Source organism: Vibrio ostreae, from assembly GCF_019226825.1.
Lineage (GTDB): Bacteria > Pseudomonadota > Gammaproteobacteria > Enterobacterales > Vibrionaceae > Vibrio > Vibrio ostreae.
Map to the genome: position 1 here is coordinate 1,942,105 of NZ_CP076643.1, position 21,283 is coordinate 1,963,387.

Consider the following 21,283-nt stretch of genomic DNA (forward strand, 5'->3'; position numbering starts at 1 on the left):
GCATTCCCCCCCTTGATATGTATTATATTGCCGCTAACTTCCATACTCACGTCTGAGAAACTTAGCGAGCCTTCCTTGACTAATCAAAACATCTACACCGTTTCACGCCTCAATGCTGAAGTGCGTTTATTACTGGAAAATGAAATGGGCGTGGTGTGGCTGATTGGTGAAATCTCCAACTTCTCCGCACCGGTTTCCGGTCACTGGTATCTGACCCTTAAAGACTCCCGCGCCCAGGTAAAATGTGCCATGTTCAAAGGCAATAACCGTATGGTGCGCTTTAAACCGCAAAACGGTCAGCAGGTACTGGTCAAGGCCCGTCTGTCGCTGTACGAACCGCGTGGCGACTACCAGCTGATTATTGAAAGTATGCAACCGGAAGGCGATGGTCGTCTGCAGCAGGAATTTGAACAGCTGAAGATGAAACTGGCCGGTGAAGGCCTGTTTGCCCACACGCTGAAGCAGCCTCTGCCGGAACATCCGCGCTGTGTCGGTATTATTACCTCCAAAACCGGTGCAGCCCTGCACGATATTCTCAACGTACTCAAACGACGCGATCCCAGCCTGCCGGTTATCATCTACCCGACTCTGGTGCAGGGTGAAGAGGCGGCAATCAGTATCGCCCAGGCCATCGGCCGGGCCAATGCCCGTGCCGAATGTGATGTGCTGATCGTAGGTCGTGGTGGGGGGTTCGCTGGAAGATCTATGGTGCTTTAACCATGAGATTGTCGCGCGGACTATCGCCGCCAGCCAGATCCCGATCATCAGTGCGGTCGGGCATGAAATTGATGTCACCATTGCCGACTTTGTCGCCGATGTGCGCGCCGCGACGCCGTCTGCTGCTGCTGAACTGGTCAGCCGCGACAACAGCCATAAGAAACAGGCGTTTCAGGGCTTTGAGCATAAACTGGCCAGCGCAATGCGCCACTACTTTGCCGGGCACAAAGCTCAGGTAAGCCGCCTGCAGTACCGTCTCGACAAGCAACATCCGATGTATCGTCTGCAGCGTCAGCAGCAGCAACTCGATGAGCTTACGATGCGCCTTGAGCGCGCCACGCAGCGCCAGCTCAGTTGTATCCGTCAGCACCTCAACAAACAGCAGCACCGTTTAGAGCTGCAATCACCGGATAAAACCCTGCGCGAGCAGAAATACACTCTGGCTCTGCGCGAGAGAGCGCTGCAGGAGGCGATGCAACGCCTGGTGACCCGTTCACAACACCGCTTTGCCCGTCTGGCCGACAAGCTCAATACCGTCAGTCCGCTGGCAACTCTATCGCGTGGCTACTCTATCACCCAAACCGAACACGGCAAGATTGTACGCCAGCCACAGGATGTGCAAACGGGCGACCGTCTGGTGACCCGTTTAGCCGATGGCGAGATCTATTCCATCGCCGAGTAATCACGCTTTCGCCCGCTGAAATTCAAATCGTACCCGTGATTTGGATTTCAGCTCATTGCACTGGTTGCAAAAATAGCTTGCCGCACCACATGCCTGCAATTTTTCCATTGCAGCAGCGCAATCCGGACAAAATCCGACTTTGTCAAAATAGCACTGACACGGCTTGCAGTAATAATGCCCATCCCATTCCAGCTCCTGCTTACAGCGGGGACAACTATTGTTCATACGCTTTCCTCTTCTGCTGCCTGTCACACCAGCCTGGTTATTCCCCACCCGATCTGATTGACTCAATTTACCCTGAGCTCATCCTGTGTGATCTCAGAACTGCAATCCATGATCTTTATCACAAGCGCTGCTGCTATGCCTATTTTTTACCCCAGTGCTTGCTATGCTGAGCAGACAAAGATCGTCACCTGATCTTATGCTTTCTACATCTTGATCAGCGATCTACCCCGAAAAGAACATTTATATCACCACACACCGAAAGCATAAGTTACATATTCTGCATTTGGATTTTAAACAGGATTAAAGTCTTAAAATAAATTTAATTAGATCAAATAACAGAATTTAATAAAAAGATCATTGTTCCGAAGTATGATTTACACGAGTGTGCATTTCGATATGCTGCTCATCGCGCTGCGTCAGCCGAACCTGCAGGCTGCTAAACTCGGTCAGACTCGCGGAATGCGTTCCGCCACAAGGGATCACGGCCAGATTCCCCTCCTGCAGATCACACTGCCAGTAACGGGAATCGGTCAGATGTTCCCCTTCGCAGCGCATAGTGATCTGCGCCTCGATCGCCAGCCAGTTCGCTAACTGCTGATTAACCTTATTCTCTATTTCAGCCAGATCCAGCAGCATATTATCACTGTTTAAACCTCTTTTACGGAGTGTTTTACCAAGGCGGTAAGTATCCAGGCAGCTATCCTGGTCAACAAAGCTGGTGACCTGAGCGTAACTGTTGAAATCACAATGGCCGTGCGGGTCTTTCCGTTCGGCATCTTTACGCCAGTAGCCAGCGGCCAGCACCTTATTCAGCGCCAGATAGGCAAGATGACCGGCACTGTGACCGCGGCTCAAACTGTGTTGGTACTCCTCATCCACACTCAGTACCACGTCCTCACCGACGCTGACTATGCTGTCAGACGCCTCAATCACATGCACCACTACAAACACCCAGCCCGGTTCATCGCGTTTAACCGGGATCGCCTGACCGACATACAGCTCGCCGCTCGCCAGTTCAATCGCCCCCACCTGGCAATCCGTCACCGCATAGCTCGCCTGAGCCGTGCTCAGGGTGCCACGATCTGCAGGATGATCCGGCCAGATGTGGCTGACCGGATGAAACGGGGTCCGCGCGGTAACAACATACAACTGGTCGCCCTGGAGCTGAATCTTCTGTACCGGGCTCGACAGGCTGAAAATAGCTTGAGTAAAAGTAATCTGGGTTGGGGTGTAAGACATAATAACTTCTCTGCAAAACGAAATGGAAAAACTCGGCGCTTAAGATAGCAAAAAGCCCGGCGATTGCCGGGCTTGAGTTTATTTTTTGCGACCTTTCATCATGGTCATAAGACGCTTACGTTTACGCTCTTGCGATAACGTCATCTTATTGGTTTTACCCTCAAACGGGTTTTCGCTGTTCTGGAACTGAATACGAATTGGAGTACCCATGATGTCCAGCGACTTACGGTAATAGTTCATCAGATAACGTTTGTACGAATCTGGCAGTTCGTTCACCTGGTTACCGTGAATCACGATGATTGGCGGGTTGTAACCACCGGCGTGCGCGTATTTCAGCTTCACACGGCGTCCGCGTACCATTGGCGGCTGGTGATCGTCGGTCGCCATTTTCATAATACGGGTCAGAACTGACGTACCAACACGGGTCGTTGCCGAGCGATACGCTTCCTGCACCGATTCAAACAGGTGACCAACACCTGTACCGTGCAGGGCCGAGATAAAGTGGATACGGGCGAAGTCAACGAAACCCAGACGACGATCCAGCTCTTTCTTAACGCGCTCTTTGACGTCAATGTCCAGGCCGTCCCACTTGTTAACCGCAATCACGATTGAACGACCGGCATTAAGAGCAAAGCCCAGCAAGCTCAGATCCTGGTCAGAAATGTTTTCGCGCGCATCAACCACCAGCAGCACAACGTTGGCATCTTCGATCGCTTTCAGGGTTTTGACCACAGAGAACTTCTCAACCGTTTCGTTGATGCGCTTACGGCGACGGACACCCGCGGTGTCGATCAGAACGTATTCACGTTCATCGCGTTTCATCGGGATATAAATCGAATCACGCGTCGTACCCGGCATATCGTACACCACCACACGCTCTTCACCGAGGATACGGTTGGTCAGGGTCGATTTACCCACGTTCGGACGACCGATGATCGCCAGTTTGATTGGCTGATCCTGCAGGCGCTGATACGCTTGCTCGGCTTCTTCTTCGGTGTAATCCAGCTGCTCTTCTTCTACGTCGACCATACCGGTCAGATCGTTCAGCTGGGCCTGCTCTTCCTGCATCTGCTCAGCCACAGGACTTAGCACGCGGTCAATCAGCGCGCCGACACCACGACCGTGGGCCGCAGCGATCTGGTACATGTTGTCCACGCCCAGTTGCCAGAATTCCGCACTGGCTGCATCTGCATCAATGCCATCCACTTTGTTCACCACCAGCACAGCGTTCTTTTCAACGCGGCGCAGGTGGGCAGCAATCGCTTCGTCTGCCACAGTCAGACCGGCACGGCCGTCAACCAGGAACAGGACGACATCGGCTTCATCAATCGCAGCCAGAGACTGCTGAGCCATTTTAGTTTCCACACCTTCTTCGGTGCCGTCGATACCGCCGGTATCGATGACGATAAATTCATGCTCACCCAGTTTTGCCTGACCATACTTACGGTCACGGGTCAGACCAGGAAAGTCCGCTACCAGTGCATCTCGTGTGCGGGTGAGTCGGTTAAACAGTGTCGATTTACCTACATTAGGACGCCCAACAAGAGCAACTACAGGTATCATAACAACCTCTACAATGATTTATTTCTTATGTAGTTATAGGTAAACACTCGAGCCCAAGCGTTAAATTTTTAACTATAACCACAAGTTTGTTTTGACTAGACGGATAATAATCCGGGCAATAAAAGGCTCCTGGCCGTTACCAGCCAGGAGCCTTTTGTGAATTATATCACGAATTATTAATTGATCTTGAGTTTCTTTATGTCGCCGTCGCGGGTCATCACCAGATAACCGTCATCGAGTGCCAGCGGTGCCACAGCGAAACCGCTGTCGTCCACCAGTTGCTGGGCAACAAAATCACCGCTGCTGCGGTCAATCCAGTGCAGATAACCTTCACTGTCACCGACCACCAGGTAACCATCGATCAGAGTCGGCGCCGTCAGCTGACGGTTTTGCAATTTATCGTTGCTCCACAGCTCAGTACCGCTGCGCGCATCAACCGCCACCACGTGATCTTTATCCGTCACCAGGAACAGGTTTGAACCGTCACTCGCCAGATCAATCGCAGATGAGTAATTGCGCTTCCACATCGGTTTACCCGAACGCAGGTCAATCGCAATCAGCTGACCGTTGAACCCAATCGTGTACAGGGTCGCACCGATGATCAGCGGCGATGAATCCACATCGACCAGACGATCAATCTCAGTTGCGCCTTTCGGCTGACCAACCGGCTGCTGCCAAATCATCTGACCGCGTTCAATGATCGCGGCCGCCAGACGGCCGGCAGATGTCCCCCAGAACACACCGCCGGAAGCCGTAGCCGGGCGGCTGTCACCACGCAGAGTCAGGGTTGGTACTTCAGTACTGATGGTCCATTGCTGTTCACCGCTTTCCGGATCGAGCGCCACCAGAGCGCCGCGGCTGGTATTAACCAGCACCAGGTTACTGTCAGCGACCGGAGCCGCCAGAACTTCACCTTCCACGCTGACGCGCCAGGCCAGTTTACCGCTCTCTTCATCAAGCGCGATCACTTCACCGTTTTCACTGCCAAGATAGATTTGGCCGTACGCCGAGCTGATACCACCGGACAAACGAGCCGGAGTGTCATTGTGCTCCAGTTCCGCTTCCCATAGGGTTTTACCGCTTTTCGGATCGAGCGCTTTCACTTCCCCGTCACGGCTGGCGACAAACACTTTATCGTACGCGTAATCCGGCGCAAGCTTTGAGAAGTAATGACCGACACCGTCACCCACGGAGCTGCTCCACTGAGATTCAGGTGTAAATGCACTTTTCACCACCGGCACAGGCGCCATGATGATGTTTTCTTCTTCTCCAGCACAGCCGGCCAGTAAACCTACGACAGCCGCAGACAGGAGCACTTTGTTGAACATTTTTTTCATCAAGGTGTGCCCTTATTTGGCCAGGTCATCCAGTTTCATTTGCAGAGTCTGACTTGCGTCATCCGCCTGCTGCGCTTCGCTGTAAGCTGCATAAGCACCGGCTTTGTCACCGCTGCGCAGGGCGATATCACCGCGCAATTCAGCCACACGACCGGTCCAGCCGTTTTCAGTGATGCTGTCCAGCTCACTCAGAGCCGCTGAGTAGTCACCCTGCTCTGCCAGCACGCGAGCCACACGGTAAGTAATCACCGGTTTCAGCGCTGCGTCCTGGGTGGTTGACTGGGCCCATTTCAGTTGCGCCAGAGCTTCATCAAGCTGCTTCGCTTCAACCTGCACTTTAGCCAGTTGCAGCGCTGCCAGCACGGCGTATTCAGATTCTTTGTTGCCATCAATAAATTGCTGTACGTCAGCTTCGCCCTCTGCACCTTTCGAGGCCAGAGTCGTCATTGCGGCCGTGTAACTTGCGGATGCGGCTTCCTGCGCTTCAGAGACAGAGTCCTGATAAAAACGCCAGCCAAACAGACCACCCAAGCCGATCACTGCGCCAAAGATGACGGCTTTACCGTTCTCTTTCCACCAATCTTTGATCGCTTCAACTTGTTGTTCTTCAGTATCGTAGAGTTCCACTTCCTGTCCTCTTAGTATGAAATCTCAAAAATTAGCGTTTAGACGAGGTGCGCCAGTTTGGCTGCGATCTCGGTTTGCGATACGGTTTCCTGTTCGCCACCGGCCAGATCTTTCAGTACCACAGTACCGTCTGCCACTTCGTTTTCACCCAGTACCAGAGCGACTGCCGCGCCGACTTTGTCTGCACGTTTGAACTGTTTCTTAAAGTTGCCGCCACCAAAGTGAGTCATCACACGCAGGCCAGGAACCGTCTCACGTAACTGCTCAGCCAGCTGCATGCCCGCAGTCAGGGTACCTTCACCCGCGGTCACCATGTACACATCGACATTGCGACGCACTTCGTTCAGTTCCAGGGTTTCCATCATCAGAACCAGACGCTCAAGGCCCATGGCGAAACCGACTGCCGGCGTTGCTTTACCGCCCAACTGCTCAACCAGACCGTCGTAACGACCACCGCCACAAACTGTGCCCTGGGAACCCAGGCTTTCAGTGATCCATTCAAATACAGTACGGTTGTAGTAATCCAGACCACGTACTAAACGCTCATTAACGGTGTATTCGATACCCGCCGCGTCGAGAAGTTCACACAAACCGGCAAAATGTTGTTTTGATTCAGCATCCAGGAAATCAGACAGCTTAGGCGCTTCACCCAGAATTGCCTGAACATCCGGATTTTTAGAGTCCAGCACACGCAGCGGGTTGGTGTACATGCGACGTTTACAATCATCGTCCAGCACATCCTGATACTGCTCAAGGTATTCAATCAGCGCACTGCGGTATTCCGCGCGTGCTTCCAGAGAACCGATTGAGTTCAGCTCCAGACGCACATACTTGGAGATGCCCATATCGCGCCACATGCGTGCAGTCATCATGATCAGTTCCGCATCCACATCCGGACCATCCAGACCAAATACCTCAACCCCACACTGGTGGAACTGACGGTAACGGCCTTTCTGCGGACGCTCGTGACGGAACATCGGACCCATGTACCACAGACGCTGTTCCTGGTTGTAAAGCAGACCGTTTTCGATACCTGAACGAACACAGCCCGCAGTCCCCTCAGGACGCAGCGACAGGCTGTCGCCATTGCGGTCTTCGAAGGTGTACATCTCTTTTTCCACCACGTCGGTGACTTCACCGATAGCGCGGCTGAACAGATGGGTCATCTCAACGATTGGCATGCGCACTTCGTTGTAACCGTATGCGCTGATCACGTTTTTCACGATGCCTTCCACTTTTTGCCAAAGCGGAGACTGAGAAGGGAGGCAGTCGTTCATGCCTCGGATTGCTTGAATAGTCTTTGCCACAGTAAATTACCGTATATCGTTGAGATTAATCTTGTTGTTTCACGTCGATGCGGTTGTTTGCATCTAACACAGCGGCTTTAGCGCGAATTTTGGCTTCCAGACGATCAACCAGATCATCGTTGTCAAAACGCTCTTTCTGACGCACGCCATCTTCGTAAAACGCACTTTTCTTGTTGCTGCCTGCCAGACCTAAATGCGACACCTCCGCCTCACCCGGACCGTTGACCACACAGCCGATGATAGACACATCCATCGGGGTCAGCACGTCTTCCAGGCGCTGCTCGAGCGCGTTGACAGTCCCGATCACATCAAACTCCTGACGTGAGCAGCTTGGGCAGGCGATAAAGTTGATTCCCCGCGAGCGGATACGCAGCGATTTGAGGATATCAAAACCGACTTTGATCTCTTCCACCGGATCAGCGGCGAGCGAGATACGCAGCGTGTCACCAATGCCTTCCGCCAGCAGCATGCCAAGACCGACCGATGATTTCACTGCGCCAGCACGGGCACCGCCCGCTTCGGTAATCCCCAGGTGCAGCGGCTGGTCGATCTTCTTCGCCAGCAGGCGGTAAGAGTCGACGGCCAGGAACACATCCGAGGCTTTAACACTGACTTTGAACTGGTCGAAGTTAAGACGATCAAGAATATCAACATGACGCATCGCCGATTCAACCAGCGCTTCAGGCGTTGGTTCGCCGTATTTCATCTGGATATCTTTTTCCAGAGAACCACCGTTGACACCGATACGGATAGGAATGCCTTTGTCGCGCGCACAATCCACCACGGAGCGGATACGACCTTCGTTACCGATATTGCCCGGGTTGATGCGCAGACAGTCAACACCGTACTCCGCCACTTTAAGCGCGATACGGTAGTCGAAGTGAATATCGGCCACCAAAGGCACCGATACCTGTTGTTTAATCTGACGGAACGCTTCCGCCGCGTCCATGGTCGGAACCGAGACACGCACAATGTCGGCTCCCACATTTTCCAACGCCTTGATTTGTGCAACCGTCGCAGCCACATCTGTGGTGCGGGTGTTGGTCATGGATTGTACGGCGATAGGCGCGCCGTCGCCAATAGGCACGTTACCCACGTAAATGCGTGTCGATGGGCGACGTTTGATAGGAGACTCGTGTTGCATAGTAATGTCTAAGGTAAGGTGAATCGTGCTACTTTGCCTGAAGTATACCCAGAAAGGTCGACAGGTTCACTCGCAAATGTCACTGACACGCCTTCCGGAGCACCAAGAATCACTTGCAACGGCTTTTCACCACGCAGATTCAGCGTCTGGCCGGCTTTTTTAATGCCGGTTGACAGGGTTTTACCGCTTGCGTCTTTGACCTGAATCCAGCAATCGGCAGTAAAGTTCAGGGTCAGCAGATTAGCCACGGCCTGTTCAGTCGTGGCGGACTCTTCAGGCATCGCTTGTTCAGAAACAACTTGTTCAGAAGCAACTTGTTCAGAAGCAACTTGCTCATCTGCGACTGGTTGCGGCTCTTCAGCCATATCGGTGTCCGCAACCATTTCTGCAGCATCGCTGTCTTGTGCAGCAGAGATCTCATCATCCACACCGTTGATGGTCGCAAAATCCGGCTGCATCTCATCGCTGTTGCCTGCCACGGTGCTTTCCACCACGGCAGACACCGCATCAGCAGCGCTGTCCGGCTTCAAGGTATCCTGCTCGTTATTTTGCCACCACCACAGAGAAGACATACCAATGATCACCAGCAGGATGATCCAGGTAATGGTCATGATACGGCTATCGTGCTTGTCACGCTTGGTCTTTTTAGAAAAGCTTTGCATGGTCTGCTCTTGAGGTTGCAGCCCTTCCATCGCTTCGAAAGCATCCACGATTTCGCTTTCTGATAAGCCAACGGCTTTGGCGTAGGAGCGCAGGTAACCGCGGGTAAATGTCGCCACCAGGTCGGACTTAAAATTATTGTCTTCCAGATTCTGGATAATGGTGATGCGCAGTCGCAGACGATCCGCGACCTGCTTTTGCGTTAAGCCCAGAGCTTCGCGCTTTTGCTTAAGAAGTGTTCCTGGTTGTACGTGTGGCGTGCTTGGTGTGAGGTTGTCTTGTTCTGTGTTCATCCGCAATGTCAATCTCGTGTTTTTGTGCTCAAATCCACTGTCCCGCGCGCTTTTATTATTGATTGTTAGTAGCCGTCAGGTTGTGAGTTTCAACAACAGGAATGTATTGGTGTTATTTTATCAGTCTTTTGTCCAGACTTTGATAATAGAGAATCATTCTAATAGATAATAGGCGGTAAACAACATGCAATTGGGAAAGAAATTACAGACAGCTCAAGGTTTTTCGTTAAATTGACACAGAAAGCCCCGCCCAGCCTGCTGTTGCCCTGCCCTGACACCAAAAACAATAAAGCCAGAGAGAACTCTGGCTTTATTGTAACTATCTGTATTAAAGCGTTTTAACCGGAATGGCATTTTCCGCGCTTTGTTTGAGCTTAGTCCGCTTGGTACGGTCAATCACATCACCGACCAACTGACCACATGCCGCATCGATGTCATCGCCACGGGTTTTACGTACCGTCACAGTGATATCGTATTCCATCAACACTTTCTGGAAACGGTCAATGCGCGAGTTGCTCGGTTTTTTGTACGGCGAACCCGGATACGGGTTAAACGGGATCAGGTTGACCTTGCACGGCGTATCTTTCATCAGCTGTGCCAGCTCATGCGCATGCTCTGTGCCATCGTTGACGTGGTCCAGCAGAACATACTCCACCGTCACTTTACCGCGGTTCGCGTTGGACGAGGCGATGTAGCGACGCACAGACGCCAGGAAGTCCTGGATGTCCCAGCGATCATTGATCGGCATGATTTCACTGCGCAGTTTGTCGTTTGGCGCGTGCAGCGAGATAGCCAATGCCACGTCGATGTTGCCGGTCATTTGATCCAAGCCAGACACCACGCCAGAAGTTGATACGGTCACACGGCGCTTCGACAGGCCAAAACCCAGATCATCGAGCATAAGTTCCAGCGCTGGGATCAGGTTTTTCATGTTCAGCAGCGGCTCCCCCATACCCATCATCACTACGTTGGTGATAGGACGACGGCCGGTCTCTTTTTCCATGCCAATTTCACGTGCAGCACGCCACACCTGACCGATGATCTCTGATACCCGCAGGTTACGGTTAAAACCTTGCTGCGCCGTTGAGCAGAATTTGCATTCCAGAGCACAACCGACCTGAGACGATACACACAAAGTCGCGCGGTCGTCTTCCGGGATGTACACGGTTTCGACGTCCTGATCGCCAACACGCATCGCCCATTTGATCGTGCCGTCACTCGAGTGCTGCGCTTCCGATACATACGGTGCACGAATTTCACAGCGCTCTTTGAGCTGCTCACGCAGTTTCTTGTTCAAGTTGGTCATCTTATCGAAGTCATCACAGCCAAAGTGATAGATCCACTTCATAACCTGCTCAGCGCGGAATGCTTTGTCGCCCAGTTCTTCAACGAAAAATTCGCGCATGCCTTTGCGATCAAAATCGAGCAGATTGACTTTTTCTGTGCTCATGTGGCCTCTCAGAGATGGAACAAGAATTAAGGGCGCGAATTGTACAGCCTTTACGCAGTGACAACAAGAGTTGAAAAACCATGACTTTACTAAGACATTAATAAAACAATGATTAAATTTTAACCAGACAAACTTTGAACTGGCTCACACTGGCTGAAACCCGTACTGAGCGCACCGCAAAGACAAAAAAAGCCCTCCGCAGAGAGCTTTCAACCGGTCAATTGCAACTGACTTACTAAGTGTCCATCACTGACTTGCTAGGTGTCAATCAATGACAAATTTGCTTCTTTGCTTATTTACTGCGTGGGCAAATTTCAGATTGCGGAAAGAAAAACTCGATTTCACGCGCTGCCGATTCCGGGCTATCGCTGCCGTGCACTGAGTTGAGACGCATGCTAATCGCGTAGTCAGCACGCAGTGTGCCACAAGCCGCCTGCTCCGGGTTGGTTTTCCCCATCAGCTCACGGTAACGGGCAATCGCATTTTCGCCTTCCAGTACCTGAACCATGATAGGACCAGACGTCATGAACTCTTTCAATGGCGCGAAGAACTCTTTGCCTTCGTGCTCAGCATAGAAACCGCTTGCCTGTTCATCATTCAACTGCACCATTTTGGCCGCGATAATGCGCAGACCCGCTTTTTCAATGCGGTGGTAAATTTCGCCGATCAGATTACGTTCTACTGCGTCAGGCTTAATAATCGAAAATGTTCTTTCAAGAGCCATAAGATAGATGTCCTTTATTGACTATTTTAGTTATTTACCGCCCTCTCACTCCGCATACCGGTGGCATGCCGGCATTTGGCCCCTGAGAGCGGCCATCAGGGCAACTCAGGCTGCCCTGTGTGACGGGATGGGTTTACTTGGCTTCATCCATCAGGATGCGTGCGACAGTACGGATACCCGTACCGGTTGCGCCTGCGCCCCATTTATCGCTGGCTGACTTGCGGTAAGTCGCCGCGCAATCGACGTGCAGCCATCCCTGCTTGTAGTTATCGACAAAGTACGACAGGAAGGCTGCTGCTGTGCTGGCACCCGGTGAATAATCACCTGAGCTGATGTTCGACAGATCAGCAAAGTTCGATGGCAGCATCTCACGGTGGAAATCGGCCAGTGGCAGTGGCCACAGACCTTCGTGCTCTTCTTTCGCGGCCATCAGCGCGTTGTGCGACAACTGGTCGTCAAAGCTCAGCAACGCGTGGTAATCGTTACCCAGCGCGTTTTTCGCCGCGCCGGTCAGGGTCGCACAATCAATAATCAGCTCTGGTTTCTGCTCTGACGCGTAGATCAGACCATCCGCCAGCACCAGGCGACCTTCAGCATCAGTGTTCATGATCTCAACGGTTTTACCGTTTTTGTAGGTGATCACATCGCCCAGTTTCAGCGCGCGGCCGGAAACCATGTTTTCCGCGCAGCACAGGATCAGTTTAACCCGCTTATTGAAACCACGCAGAATCGCCAGACCGAGCGCGCCGGTTACAGTCGCAGAACCCCCCATATCCGATTTCATCGCGGTCATGAAGTTCGATGGCTTCAGGCTGTAACCACCTGAGTCGAAAGTAATGCCTTTACCGACCAGACACGCGAACACGGGGGCGTTTTCATCACCGGTCGGGTTAAAGTCGAGTTGCAGCATCGCAGAGGTACGCTCTGAGCCGCGACCAACCGCGTAAATACCTTCCCAACCCTCGGTGAGCAGATCTTTATCTTTCACGATGCGGTAAGAGACCGCATCAGGCGCCAGCGATTTAATGAATTCAGCCGCCATCGTGGCCAGTTGACGCGGTGCCACTTCTTCGGCACTTTTGTTGATGATGTCGCGCGTCCAGTCAGAGGTTTTGATGCGCGCCTGCAGTTCATTCTCTTCTGCAGCGGCCAGAGCGTTCCACTCCAGCGTATTCTTGCGCTTGGCATCACGGTAGCCCTGGTAAAACGCCCAGATAGCTTCCAGAGTCCAGCCTTCACCGTCGAGCAGTAACGCACGCAGTCCCTGACTATCGAGTTTACGCGCGGCACGTTGAATAGCGCCCAGATCATGGGTTTGATCGAGGTGAATGGTTGCACCCTGTTCAGAAAACGAAATAAGCGCCTTCTCTCCCCACTGAGGCTGGGCAGATTCTTGGCTAATAAATACAGACATCTGTGTAGACATGGTTACTCCTTGTCTTTATCGTGGCATTGCTTGGCCACGTCGAATAATGAACGTTCGGATGTTAGCATTTTGTCAGGTAAAAATGTCAAATTGATAAAAAAACGGACCATTTGGCCCGTTTCTTTTGCTCAAAACTGTTAACTTGGCTTTATTTCCAAACTCGTGGTTGCCAGGTTCAAGGCTTAAGCTTAATCGCGCTCATCCATCCAGCACAGGATTACTGCTTCGAGAATCTTTTCATTTGAGTGGTTAGGCTCATCATCAAAATCTTCCAGATCCAGAATCCACTGATGCAAGTCAGTAAAGCGTACTGTCTGCGGATCAATGTCCGGATACAGGTCGCACAGTTCAATCGCGATATCGCGTGAGTCGGTCCATTTCATAGCATCGCTCCTAGGATAAAACGCCCCGCATCCGTGAGGAAGCAGGGCTGATTAAATGAATAGAATTAATGATCTTCGCTGGCGTGGTTGAGCGAGTACTTAGGAATCTCGACCACCAGGTCTTCATCCGCAACCCGAGCCTGACAGCTCAGACGAGATTCCGGCTCCAGACCCCATGCTTTATCCAGCATATCATCTTCCAGCTCGTCACTCTCTTCCAGTGAATCAAAACCTTCACGAACAATACAGTGGCAAGTGGTACACGCACATGATTTCTCACACGCGTGGTCAATACTGATACCGTTTTTTAGTGCCACATCCAGAATGGTTTCTCCTGGTTGCGCTTCTAATACTGCGCCTTCAGGACAAAGGGATTCATGAGGCAAAACAATAATCTTTGGCATGGTTATAATCTCTTTAAATCTCGTCAACAGAATGACCGGCCAGTGCCGCGCGGATGGATTTATCCATACGACGAGAGGCAAACTCCTGACTGGCTTTGTCGGTATCTTTAATTCCCTGCTCAATCGCATCAGCATTATCGCCATTGCGCAGTTCAATCAGGCTTTCAATTGCCTGCAGCAGTGCCTGACGCTCTTGCTCATTGAGCAGGTCATCACCGTCTGCCTGCAGCGCCGAAATCAGACCTTCAATCACGCGGTCTGCTTCAACACGTTGCTCAACCAGAGCACGGGCCTGCATGTCATCTTTGGCATGGGCCATCGAATCTTTCAGCATGTCCGCCACTTCATTATCGCTCAGACCGTAAGACGGTTTGACCTGAATTTCGGAGTGCACGCCAGTACTTTTTTCCATCGCCGTCACCGACAGCAGGCCATCGGCATCGACCTGGTAGGTGACGCGAATGTGTGCCGCGCCGGCCGCCATCGGCGGAATGCCTTTCAGCGAGAAACGCGCCAGAGAACGACAATCGTCGACCAGTTCACGTTCACCCTGCACCACGTGCACGCTCATTGCGGTCTGGCCGTCTTTGAAGGTGGTAAATTCCTGCGCGCGGGCGACAGGGATCGTGGTGTTACGCGGAATGATTTTCTCCACCAGGCCGCCCATGGTTTCAATACCGAGCGACAGCGGAATCACATCCAGCAGCAGCATTTCTGAATCCGGCTTGTTACCAGCCAGGATATCGGCCTGAATCGCCGCGCCAATCGCGACCACTTCATCCGGGTTGATGCTGGTCAGCGGGGTACGGCCAAAGAATTCGCCCACCATGTCACGCACATAAGGCGTGCGGGTTGAACCGCCGACCATTACCACTTCCAGCACTTCCTCAGCGCTGACATCCGCATCTTTCAATGCGCGGCGGCAAGACAGCAGGGTCTTTTTCACCAGTGGCTGAATCAGTTCATTCAGAGTCTCGCGGCTCAAGGTACCGCTCCAGCCCAGTACCGATACTTCGGTCTCTGCGCTGTCGGTCAGGGCAATTTTCGCCGCGGTCGCAGCATTCAGCAGACTACGGTAATGTTCTGCGCACAGCTTACCGGTCTGGCCACTCAGTTGTTGCAGGTGCTCAGCAATCAGGTGGTCAAAGTCATCGCCGCCCAGCGCAGAATCACCGCCAGTCGCCAGCACTTCAAACACCCCTTTCGACAGGCGCAGAATGGAAATATCAAAGGTACCACCACCGAGGTCGTAAACCGCGATCACACCTTCCTGACCCGAGTCCAGGCCGTAGGCAATCGCCGCAGCGGTTGGTTCATTGAGCAGGCGCAGGACATGCAGACCCGCCAGGCTGGCGGCATCTTTGGTGCCGACACGCTGCGCATCATCAAAATACGCCGGGACGGTGATCACCACGCCCGCCAGTTCACCACCCAGGGTGTGCTCGGCGCGCTGGCCTAACGCTTTCAGAATATCAGCAGAAACCTGAATCGGGTTTTTGTCACCGCGTGCAGTTTGCATCACAGGTAAGCCATTGTCACTGGCTTTGAAGTGGTATGGCAGGTTGCGGTAACGCTGCTGGATATCCTGTAATGAACGGCCCAGCAGACGTTTCACCGAAATAATGGTGTTTTGCGGATCTGCCTGCGCTTTATCTCGTGCGTCGTAACCCACAGAAATCTCGTCGCCAGCGTAGTTGACTACGGATGGCAGAATGCTTCTGCCCTGCTGGTCGACCAAGGTAGACGCTGTCCCACTTCGAACCGAAGCAACCAGCGAGTTGGTGGTTCCCAGGTCAATGCCAGCCGCCAGCTTGTGCTGGTGCGGGGCTGAGCTTTGGCCGGGTTCTGCAATCTGAAGTAATGCCATGGATGGGTCCTTTTATTTGAATTAGCCGAGCAGTTTGTCTTCGACTCGTTCTATTTCATTTTTTAATTTGGCAATAAATTTGAGCTTACGAACGGTGTCAGCAGCGACATCCCATTGCATCTTATTCAGCTCCTGTTCTACCTGAGCTAAATGCTGTTTGTACATGCGGCTCACTTTCGCATCGAAATCAAACAGGGCACTTTCCGGGTTCGCGCTGTGTTCAACCGCTTCCAGTTCCTCACGCAGCTCCATCTGTTCCATCAGGAACATCGGATCCTGCAGCGTCTGCTGCTCGCCACGTAACTCTACCCCGTTGAGTGACAACAGGTATTCGGCGCGGTTAATTGGGCTTTTTAACACTTGATGGGCGTCATTAATCTGCGCCGCTTTCTGTACCGCCATCAGACGGTCGCGCTCAGAGGCGGTGGCAAAGTTATCCGGGTGGAAACGTCTTTGCAACTCGCGAAACTGAGAAGAAAGAAGGCTACCATCCAGATCAAACTGAGTTGGTAGCCCAAATAATTCAAAGTAATTCATGTAAAACCGGTCCCTATGGTCGGGCTCTGGCCGTACTCAACGTCCGCCAAAACACCGATATGATGCCCCGGTCAGAACCAGTCAGTAACAGATGATGCGCTCAGGGCTTGGGGGATGCTATCGACATCACACCTGGCCAGTCAACGAACGTCATCATCAGACAATGACTCAACTCACCGGGAGACAACCGTTAAACGTTGAAGCTTTCACCGCAACCACATTCACTTTTCGAATTTGGGTTGTCAAATTCAAAGCCTTCGTTTAACCCTTCTTTCTTGTAATCAAGCTGAGTGCCGTCGAGGTAAACCAGGCTCTTCGCATCGATGATCACTTTCACACCGTGATCTTCGAACACCTCATCTCCCTCGTTGAGTTCGTCAACGAACTCCAACACGTAAGCCATACCAGAGCAGCCCGTCGTTTTTACGCCCAAACGTAATCCAATGCCCTTGCCACGATTGTCAAGGAAGGATCTCACTCGGTTTGCTGCGGTTTCTGTTAGGGTAATGGCCATGTTACAACCTTTGACTGTCAATGAATAAAGGGGGGAGCAGCACTCTGCTCCCACATAAATTACTGATCGTGTTTTTTCTTGTAATCCGCAACGGCGGCTTTGATCGCGTCTTCTGCCAGAATTGAACAGTGAACTTTCACTGGTGGCAATTCCAGTTCTTCTGCGATTTCAGCGTTCTTGATAGCAGCCGCTTCATCGATAGATTTACCTTTAACCCACTCTGTTACCAGTGAGCTGGACGCGATAGCACTACCGCAACCGTAGGTTTTGAATTTTGCATCTTCGATGATGCCTTCCGGTGATACTTTGATTTGCAGACGCATTACGTCGCCACAAGCCGGAGCACCAACCATGCCGCTGCCGATTGATGGGTCTTCTTTGTCAAATGAACCAACGTTACGTGGGTTCTCGTAGTGATCAATTACTTTTTCGCTGTATGCCATGATAGTTACCTCAAATCCTCTATATCCCTGGAACGATTAGTGGTGAGCCCATTCAACGGTACTCAGGTCCACACCCTCTTTATACATATCCCATAGAGGAGACATGTCGCGTAGTTTGTTGACTGCTACACGAATCAGTTCGACTGCGTAGTCTACTTCTTCTTCCGTCGTAAAACGACCGAATGAGAAACGAATTGAGCTGTGAGCCAGTTCGTCGTTCAGACCCAGCGCACGCAGTACGTACGATGGTTCCAGACTGGCTGATGTACACGCACTGCCTGAAGAGACGGCGATGTCTTTCAGCGCCATCAGCAGTGATTCACCTTCAACAAACGCAAAGCTGATGTTGAGGTTGTGCGGAACACGCTGTTCCAGGTCACCGTTGATGGTCACGGCTTCCATATCTTTCAGGCCATCCAGCATGCGGTTACGCAGTGCCAGAGCGTGATCGTAATCTTTCTGCATGTCTAGCTTAGCGATGTGGAACGCTTCGCCCATACCTACGATCTGGTGAGTAGCCAGAGTACCTGAACGGAAACCACGCTCGTGACCGCCGCCGTGCATTTGCGCTTCGAGACGGATACGCGGCTTACGACGCACGTACAGAGCACCGATACCTTTCGGGCCGTAGATTTTGTGTGCAGACAGAGAAATCAGGTCCGCTTTCACTTCCTGAACATCGATAGGCAGTTTGCCTGCTGACTGGGCTGCGTCAACGTGGAACACGATTTTACGTGCACGGCACAGTTCACCAATCGCGGCGATATCCTGGATAACACCGATTTCGTTGTTCACGTGCATGATAGAAACCAGAACGGTGTCATCACGCATCGCAGCTTCCAGCTTAGCCAGGTCGATCAGACCATTTGACTCAGGCTCAAAGTAAGTCACTTCAAAGCCTTCACGCTCAAGCTGACGAGTGGTATCGAGTACCGCTTTGTGCTCAGTTTTGCAGGTGATGATGTGCTTGCCTTTCTTGCTATAGAAGTGGGCAGCACCTTTAATCGCCAGGTTGTCAGATTCAGTCGCACCAGACGTGAATACGATTTCACGCGGGTCTGCATTCAGAAGATCGGCAATTTGCTCACGTGCGGCATCTACCACTTCTTCTGCCTGCCAGCCATAACGGTGAGAGCGCGATGCCGGGTTACCGAAGTTACCGTCCATCGTCATGCACTGAACCATCTTTTCAGCAACACGTGGGTCTACAGGTGTTGTTGCTGAATAGTCTAAATAAATAGGCAGTTTCATTTTTTACTCCAATGTAAACATTGCCGCTATGAGCGAACGTTAATACCAACGGGTGCCGCACCGATAGTGACGGTATTTGATTTCTTCTGGGACAACCCTTGGTTAACCGCGAGACCAATATCCTGGCGGTCTGAAATCTCTAAAACTTCGTTATCAATCATCAACTCACCCAGAGTGATGTTGTTGAGGAAGTCGCTGATGCGTGAGCTTAGGTCACGCCACAATGTGTGGGTCAAACAACGGGTTCCACCCTGGCAATCACCTTTGCCGTTACACTTGGTTGCATCCACGGATTCATCAACCGCTGCAATCACAGTACCGATTGAAATCGTGCTGGCATTCGCGCCGAGGCGGTAACCGCCACCAGGTCCGCGTACACTGGCCACCAAGCCTGCTTTACGCAGCTTAGAAAACAGCTGTTCTAAGTAGGAAAGCGAAATACCCTGACGTTCTGAAATGTCCGCCAGTGGCACTGGGTTCTGTTGCGAATGCAGAGCCACATCTAACATGGCTGTTACTGCATATCTTCCTTTAGATGTAAGTCTCATATCACACCGTATCCACATTGTTTCTGTGGTTAGGAGTGTTCCATACCTGACCAATATGGTCAAGTATTTATTTGACTAAATTACTCGGGTATTTACCCCTACCATTGACATGGTCAAGAATGTCAGCCGTTACTGATTATCGCGCTGATTTTTCTCAACTGCCGTTAATATACCACGCAATATATTCAGTTCCTGCTCCTCAGGTCGCGCACGGCTAAACAAGCGACGCAACTTGTTCATCACCTGACCCGGTTTGTCCGCAGAGATGAACTGGGTCTCCAGCAACACCTTTTCAAGGTGGCTGTAGAACATTTCCAGCTGGTGATGACGTGGGTATTCCACTTCCGATGCCGGTGCAAACTGCGCCTGCTGCTGGTTAAGATACGCAACGCGGATCTCGTAGCACAGCGTCTGTACTGCCATGGCCAGGTTGAGCGAGCTGTACTCCGGGTTGGCCGGAATCGCGACGTGATAATGGCACTTTTGCAGCTCTTCGTTGGTCAGGCCAGTCCGTTCACGACCAAATACGATCGCAACTTTGTGATGCAGGCCTTCCTGGGCGAATTTTTCGCCACACTCACGCGGGTCGAGCATCGGCCATTCCAGCGTACGCGAGCGCGCACTGGTGCCCACCACCAGGCCGCAGTCATCCACCGCCTGCTCCAGCGTAGTCACAATCTGCGCGTTGAGAGCAATATCACTGGCACCGGCGGCCAGTGCGATGGCCTGAGCATCGACTTCACATTGCGGATCCACCAGTACCATTTGCTTTAGCCCCATGACTTTCATAGCACGAGCTGCGGAACCGATATTGCCAGAATGCGACGTTCCGACTAAAACCACCTTAACATTGTCTAACATTGCGTTATTACACCCCTAAAATTAGCGCGCCCGAATCTTAACATAAACCTGAGTAAAATGGTCAGACCCTTTCCCGCCCCCGACCGTTAAGCGCACAAAAAATAACCACTTCCCTTTTGGTAGAGTTTTGGTATACTGCCGCCCGCTTTTTCGTTCTTTAACATCCGTTGGGAAAACCGTATGCATCCTATGCTAAACATTGCTATTCGCGCAGCGCGAAAAGCAGGCAACCATATTGCCAAATCTCTAGAAAATGCTGAGAAAATCGAATCAACTCAGAAAGGCACGAACGACTTTGTTACTAACGTAGACAAAGAAGCAGAAGCAATCATCATTGCGACTATTCAAAGCTCTTACCCGGAGCACTGCATCGTTGCCGAAGAAGGCGGTCTTATCGAAGGTAAAGATAAAGACGTACAATGGATCATCGACCCACTGGATGGCACCACTAACTTCATGAAAGGTTTACCTCACTTCGCGGTATCTATCGCCGTGCGTTTTAAAGGTAAAACTGAAGTTGCTTGTGTTTATGACCCAATGCAGAACGAACTGTTTACCGCACAACGCGGTTCAGGCGCACAACTGAACAACGCGCGTATCCGCGTCCAACCAGTGAAAGATCTGCAAGGTACTATCCTGGCAACTGGCTTCCCGTTCAAACAGAAACAGCACTCAGAATCGTACCTGAAAATCCTGTCAGCTCTGTTCGTTGAGTGTGCAGACTTCCGTCGTACCGGCTCTGCAGCACTGGATCTGTGTTACCTGGCGGCTAACCGTGTTGACGGTTACTTCGAGCTGGGCCTGAAACCTTGGGACATGGCAGCCGGTGAACTGATCGCCCGTGAAGCTGGCGCAATCCTGACTGACTTTGCCGGCGGTACTGATTACATGAAATCAGGCAACATCGTTGGTTCAAGCCCACGTGGTGTAAAAGCGATTCTTAAGCACATCCGTGAAAACGGCAACAGCGCTATCCTGAAATAAGGCGCTGGTCAGCCCGCGCTGACGGCTGTGAAAACTGGACTACTGTAAAAACTGAATACCGCACGCGGTGGTTCAGGCAAGACAAATAACAAAGCCC

At 51.9% G+C, this 21,283-nt stretch carries 21 protein-coding genes and 1 pseudogene; 2 read left to right on the forward strand and 20 right to left on the reverse strand.

All coding sequences use genetic code 11. The annotated features are described in order from the left end of the window. Positions 1–42 precede the first annotated feature (42 nt). Positions 43–1,399 (forward strand): annotated as a pseudogene (gene xseA / locus KNV97_RS14995) (exodeoxyribonuclease VII large subunit). Here the strand turns inward: xseA and KNV97_RS15000 are convergent. The 20 genes from KNV97_RS15000 to trmJ all read right to left on the reverse strand — a co-directional run bounded on the left by KNV97_RS15000 (position 1,400) and on the right by trmJ (position 20,202). Further along, on the reverse strand, positions 1,400–1,624 hold the full coding sequence (locus tag KNV97_RS15000) for a zinc ribbon domain-containing protein (RefSeq protein ID WP_136483493.1): 225 nt from the start codon (positions 1,622–1,624) through the stop codon (positions 1,400–1,402). A gap of 354 nt (positions 1,625–1,978) precedes the next feature. Beyond that, positions 1,979–2,863 (reverse strand): alanyl-tRNA editing protein, encoded by an 885-nt coding sequence (locus tag KNV97_RS15005; RefSeq protein ID WP_218562247.1) that lies wholly within the window; start codon positions 2,861–2,863, stop codon positions 1,979–1,981. Between the two features lie 78 nt (positions 2,864–2,941). Next, positions 2,942–4,426, reverse strand: a complete 1,485-nt coding sequence (der, locus tag KNV97_RS15010; RefSeq protein ID WP_136483491.1) for a ribosome biogenesis GTPase Der — start codon at positions 4,424–4,426, stop codon at positions 2,942–2,944. Between the two features lie 176 nt (positions 4,427–4,602). After that, positions 4,603–5,763 carry an outer membrane protein assembly factor BamB gene (bamB, locus tag KNV97_RS15015; RefSeq protein WP_218562248.1) on the reverse strand — a complete coding sequence of 387 codons (1,161 nt, stop codon included), beginning with the start codon at positions 5,761–5,763 and terminating at the stop codon, positions 4,603–4,605. A gap of 12 nt (positions 5,764–5,775) precedes the next feature. Next, on the reverse strand, positions 5,776–6,390 hold the full coding sequence (locus tag KNV97_RS15020) for a YfgM family protein (protein WP_136483489.1): 615 nt from the start codon (positions 6,388–6,390) through the stop codon (positions 5,776–5,778). Between the two features lie 38 nt (positions 6,391–6,428). Beyond that, positions 6,429–7,697 (reverse strand): histidine--tRNA ligase, encoded by a 1,269-nt coding sequence (gene hisS / locus KNV97_RS15025; RefSeq protein WP_136483488.1) that lies wholly within the window; start codon positions 7,695–7,697, stop codon positions 6,429–6,431. Positions 7,698–7,722: 25 nt separating this feature from the next. Continuing rightward, positions 7,723–8,841 carry a flavodoxin-dependent (E)-4-hydroxy-3-methylbut-2-enyl-diphosphate synthase gene (gene ispG / locus KNV97_RS15030; protein WP_136483487.1) on the reverse strand — a complete coding sequence of 373 codons (1,119 nt, stop codon included), beginning with the start codon at positions 8,839–8,841 and terminating at the stop codon, positions 7,723–7,725. Positions 8,842–8,849: 8 nt separating this feature from the next. Then, complete coding sequence (gene rodZ / locus KNV97_RS15035; RefSeq protein ID WP_218562249.1) at positions 8,850–9,794, reverse strand: cytoskeleton protein RodZ; 945 nt, start codon at positions 9,792–9,794, stop codon at positions 8,850–8,852. A gap of 328 nt (positions 9,795–10,122) precedes the next feature. Further along, positions 10,123–11,244 carry a bifunctional tRNA (adenosine(37)-C2)-methyltransferase TrmG/ribosomal RNA large subunit methyltransferase RlmN gene (locus tag KNV97_RS15040; RefSeq protein WP_218562250.1) on the reverse strand — a complete coding sequence of 374 codons (1,122 nt, stop codon included), beginning with the start codon at positions 11,242–11,244 and terminating at the stop codon, positions 10,123–10,125. 292 nt (positions 11,245–11,536) lie between these two features. Continuing rightward, a complete protein-coding gene (ndk, locus tag KNV97_RS15045; protein WP_136483484.1) occupies positions 11,537–11,968 on the reverse strand; it encodes a nucleoside-diphosphate kinase in 432 nt (143 codons plus the stop codon). 133 nt (positions 11,969–12,101) lie between these two features. Then, a complete protein-coding gene (gene pepB, locus KNV97_RS15050) occupies positions 12,102–13,394 on the reverse strand; it encodes an aminopeptidase PepB (protein ID WP_136483483.1) in 1,293 nt (430 codons plus the stop codon). A 188-nt stretch (positions 13,395–13,582) separates the two neighbouring features. Then, entirely contained in the window at positions 13,583–13,777 is a 195-nt protein-coding gene (gene iscX, locus KNV97_RS15055) for a Fe-S cluster assembly protein IscX (protein WP_136483482.1), read from the reverse strand. A 65-nt stretch (positions 13,778–13,842) separates the two neighbouring features. Beyond that, positions 13,843–14,181 (reverse strand): ISC system 2Fe-2S type ferredoxin, encoded by a 339-nt coding sequence (gene fdx / locus KNV97_RS15060; RefSeq protein WP_136483481.1) that lies wholly within the window; start codon positions 14,179–14,181, stop codon positions 13,843–13,845. Positions 14,182–14,194: 13 nt separating this feature from the next. Further along, positions 14,195–16,048, reverse strand: coding sequence for a Fe-S protein assembly chaperone HscA (hscA, locus tag KNV97_RS15065; protein WP_218562251.1), 1,854 nt, complete (start codon positions 16,046–16,048; stop codon positions 14,195–14,197). A 21-nt stretch (positions 16,049–16,069) separates the two neighbouring features. Beyond that, on the reverse strand, positions 16,070–16,585 hold the full coding sequence (hscB, locus tag KNV97_RS15070) for a co-chaperone HscB (protein WP_218562252.1): 516 nt from the start codon (positions 16,583–16,585) through the stop codon (positions 16,070–16,072). A gap of 190 nt (positions 16,586–16,775) precedes the next feature. Next, entirely contained in the window at positions 16,776–17,099 is a 324-nt protein-coding gene (iscA, locus tag KNV97_RS15075; protein WP_136483478.1) for an iron-sulfur cluster assembly protein IscA, read from the reverse strand. 59 nt (positions 17,100–17,158) lie between these two features. Further along, positions 17,159–17,542, reverse strand: coding sequence for a Fe-S cluster assembly scaffold IscU (gene iscU, locus KNV97_RS15080; RefSeq protein WP_136483477.1), 384 nt, complete (start codon positions 17,540–17,542; stop codon positions 17,159–17,161). 36 nt (positions 17,543–17,578) lie between these two features. After that, positions 17,579–18,793 (reverse strand): IscS subfamily cysteine desulfurase, encoded by a 1,215-nt coding sequence (locus tag KNV97_RS15085; RefSeq protein WP_218562253.1) that lies wholly within the window; start codon positions 18,791–18,793, stop codon positions 17,579–17,581. A 26-nt stretch (positions 18,794–18,819) separates the two neighbouring features. Next, entirely contained in the window at positions 18,820–19,341 is a 522-nt protein-coding gene (iscR, locus tag KNV97_RS15090) for a Fe-S cluster assembly transcriptional regulator IscR (RefSeq protein WP_136483475.1), read from the reverse strand. 129 nt (positions 19,342–19,470) lie between these two features. Continuing rightward, positions 19,471–20,202, reverse strand: coding sequence for a tRNA (cytosine(32)/uridine(32)-2'-O)-methyltransferase TrmJ (gene trmJ / locus KNV97_RS15095; RefSeq protein WP_136483474.1), 732 nt, complete (start codon positions 20,200–20,202; stop codon positions 19,471–19,473). Positions 20,203–20,382: 180 nt separating this feature from the next. Here trmJ and suhB point away from each other — a divergent pair, with 180 nt between their 5' ends. Then, positions 20,383–21,186, forward strand: coding sequence for an inositol-1-monophosphatase (gene suhB, locus KNV97_RS15100; protein WP_136483473.1), 804 nt, complete (start codon positions 20,383–20,385; stop codon positions 21,184–21,186). Positions 21,187–21,283: the final 97 nt, after the last annotated feature.

Bases quoted from the DNA above. Each gene is read 5' to 3' on its own strand.
- KNV97_RS15005 (WP_218562247.1), bottom strand. From the start codon at position 2,863: ATGTCTTACACCCCAACCCAGATTACTTTTACTCAAGCTATTTTCAGC.
- hscB (WP_218562252.1), bottom strand. From the start codon at position 16,585: ATGAATTACTTTGAATTATTTGGGCTACCAACTCAGTTTGATCTGGAT.
- suhB (WP_136483473.1), top strand. From the start codon at position 20,383: ATGCATCCTATGCTAAACATTGCTATTCGCGCAGCGCGAAAAGCAGGC.
- KNV97_RS15085 (WP_218562253.1), bottom strand. From the start codon at position 18,793: ATGAAACTGCCTATTTATTTAGACTATTCAGCAACAACACCTGTAGAC.
- rodZ (WP_218562249.1), bottom strand. From the start codon at position 9,794: ATGAACACAGAACAAGACAACCTCACACCAAGCACGCCACACGTACAA.
- bamB (WP_218562248.1), bottom strand. From the start codon at position 5,763: ATGAAAAAAATGTTCAACAAAGTGCTCCTGTCTGCGGCTGTCGTAGGT.
- der (WP_136483491.1), bottom strand. From the start codon at position 4,426: ATGATACCTGTAGTTGCTCTTGTTGGGCGTCCTAATGTAGGTAAATCG.
- fdx (WP_136483481.1), bottom strand. From the start codon at position 14,181: ATGCCAAAGATTATTGTTTTGCCTCATGAATCCCTTTGTCCTGAAGGC.
- iscR (WP_136483475.1), bottom strand. From the start codon at position 19,341: ATGAGACTTACATCTAAAGGAAGATATGCAGTAACAGCCATGTTAGAT.
- KNV97_RS15000 (WP_136483493.1), bottom strand. From the start codon at position 1,624: ATGAACAATAGTTGTCCCCGCTGTAAGCAGGAGCTGGAATGGGATGGG.
- hscA (WP_218562251.1), bottom strand. From the start codon at position 16,048: ATGGCATTACTTCAGATTGCAGAACCCGGCCAAAGCTCAGCCCCGCAC.
- pepB (WP_136483483.1), bottom strand. From the start codon at position 13,394: ATGTCTACACAGATGTCTGTATTTATTAGCCAAGAATCTGCCCAGCCT.
- iscX (WP_136483482.1), bottom strand. From the start codon at position 13,777: ATGAAATGGACCGACTCACGCGATATCGCGATTGAACTGTGCGACCTG.
- ndk (WP_136483484.1), bottom strand. From the start codon at position 11,968: ATGGCTCTTGAAAGAACATTTTCGATTATTAAGCCTGACGCAGTAGAA.
- iscA (WP_136483478.1), bottom strand. From the start codon at position 17,099: ATGGCCATTACCCTAACAGAAACCGCAGCAAACCGAGTGAGATCCTTC.
- trmJ (WP_136483474.1), bottom strand. From the start codon at position 20,202: ATGTTAGACAATGTTAAGGTGGTTTTAGTCGGAACGTCGCATTCTGGC.
- KNV97_RS15040 (WP_218562250.1), bottom strand. From the start codon at position 11,244: ATGAGCACAGAAAAAGTCAATCTGCTCGATTTTGATCGCAAAGGCATG.
- ispG (WP_136483487.1), bottom strand. From the start codon at position 8,841: ATGCAACACGAGTCTCCTATCAAACGTCGCCCATCGACACGCATTTAC.
- iscU (WP_136483477.1), bottom strand. From the start codon at position 17,542: ATGGCATACAGCGAAAAAGTAATTGATCACTACGAGAACCCACGTAAC.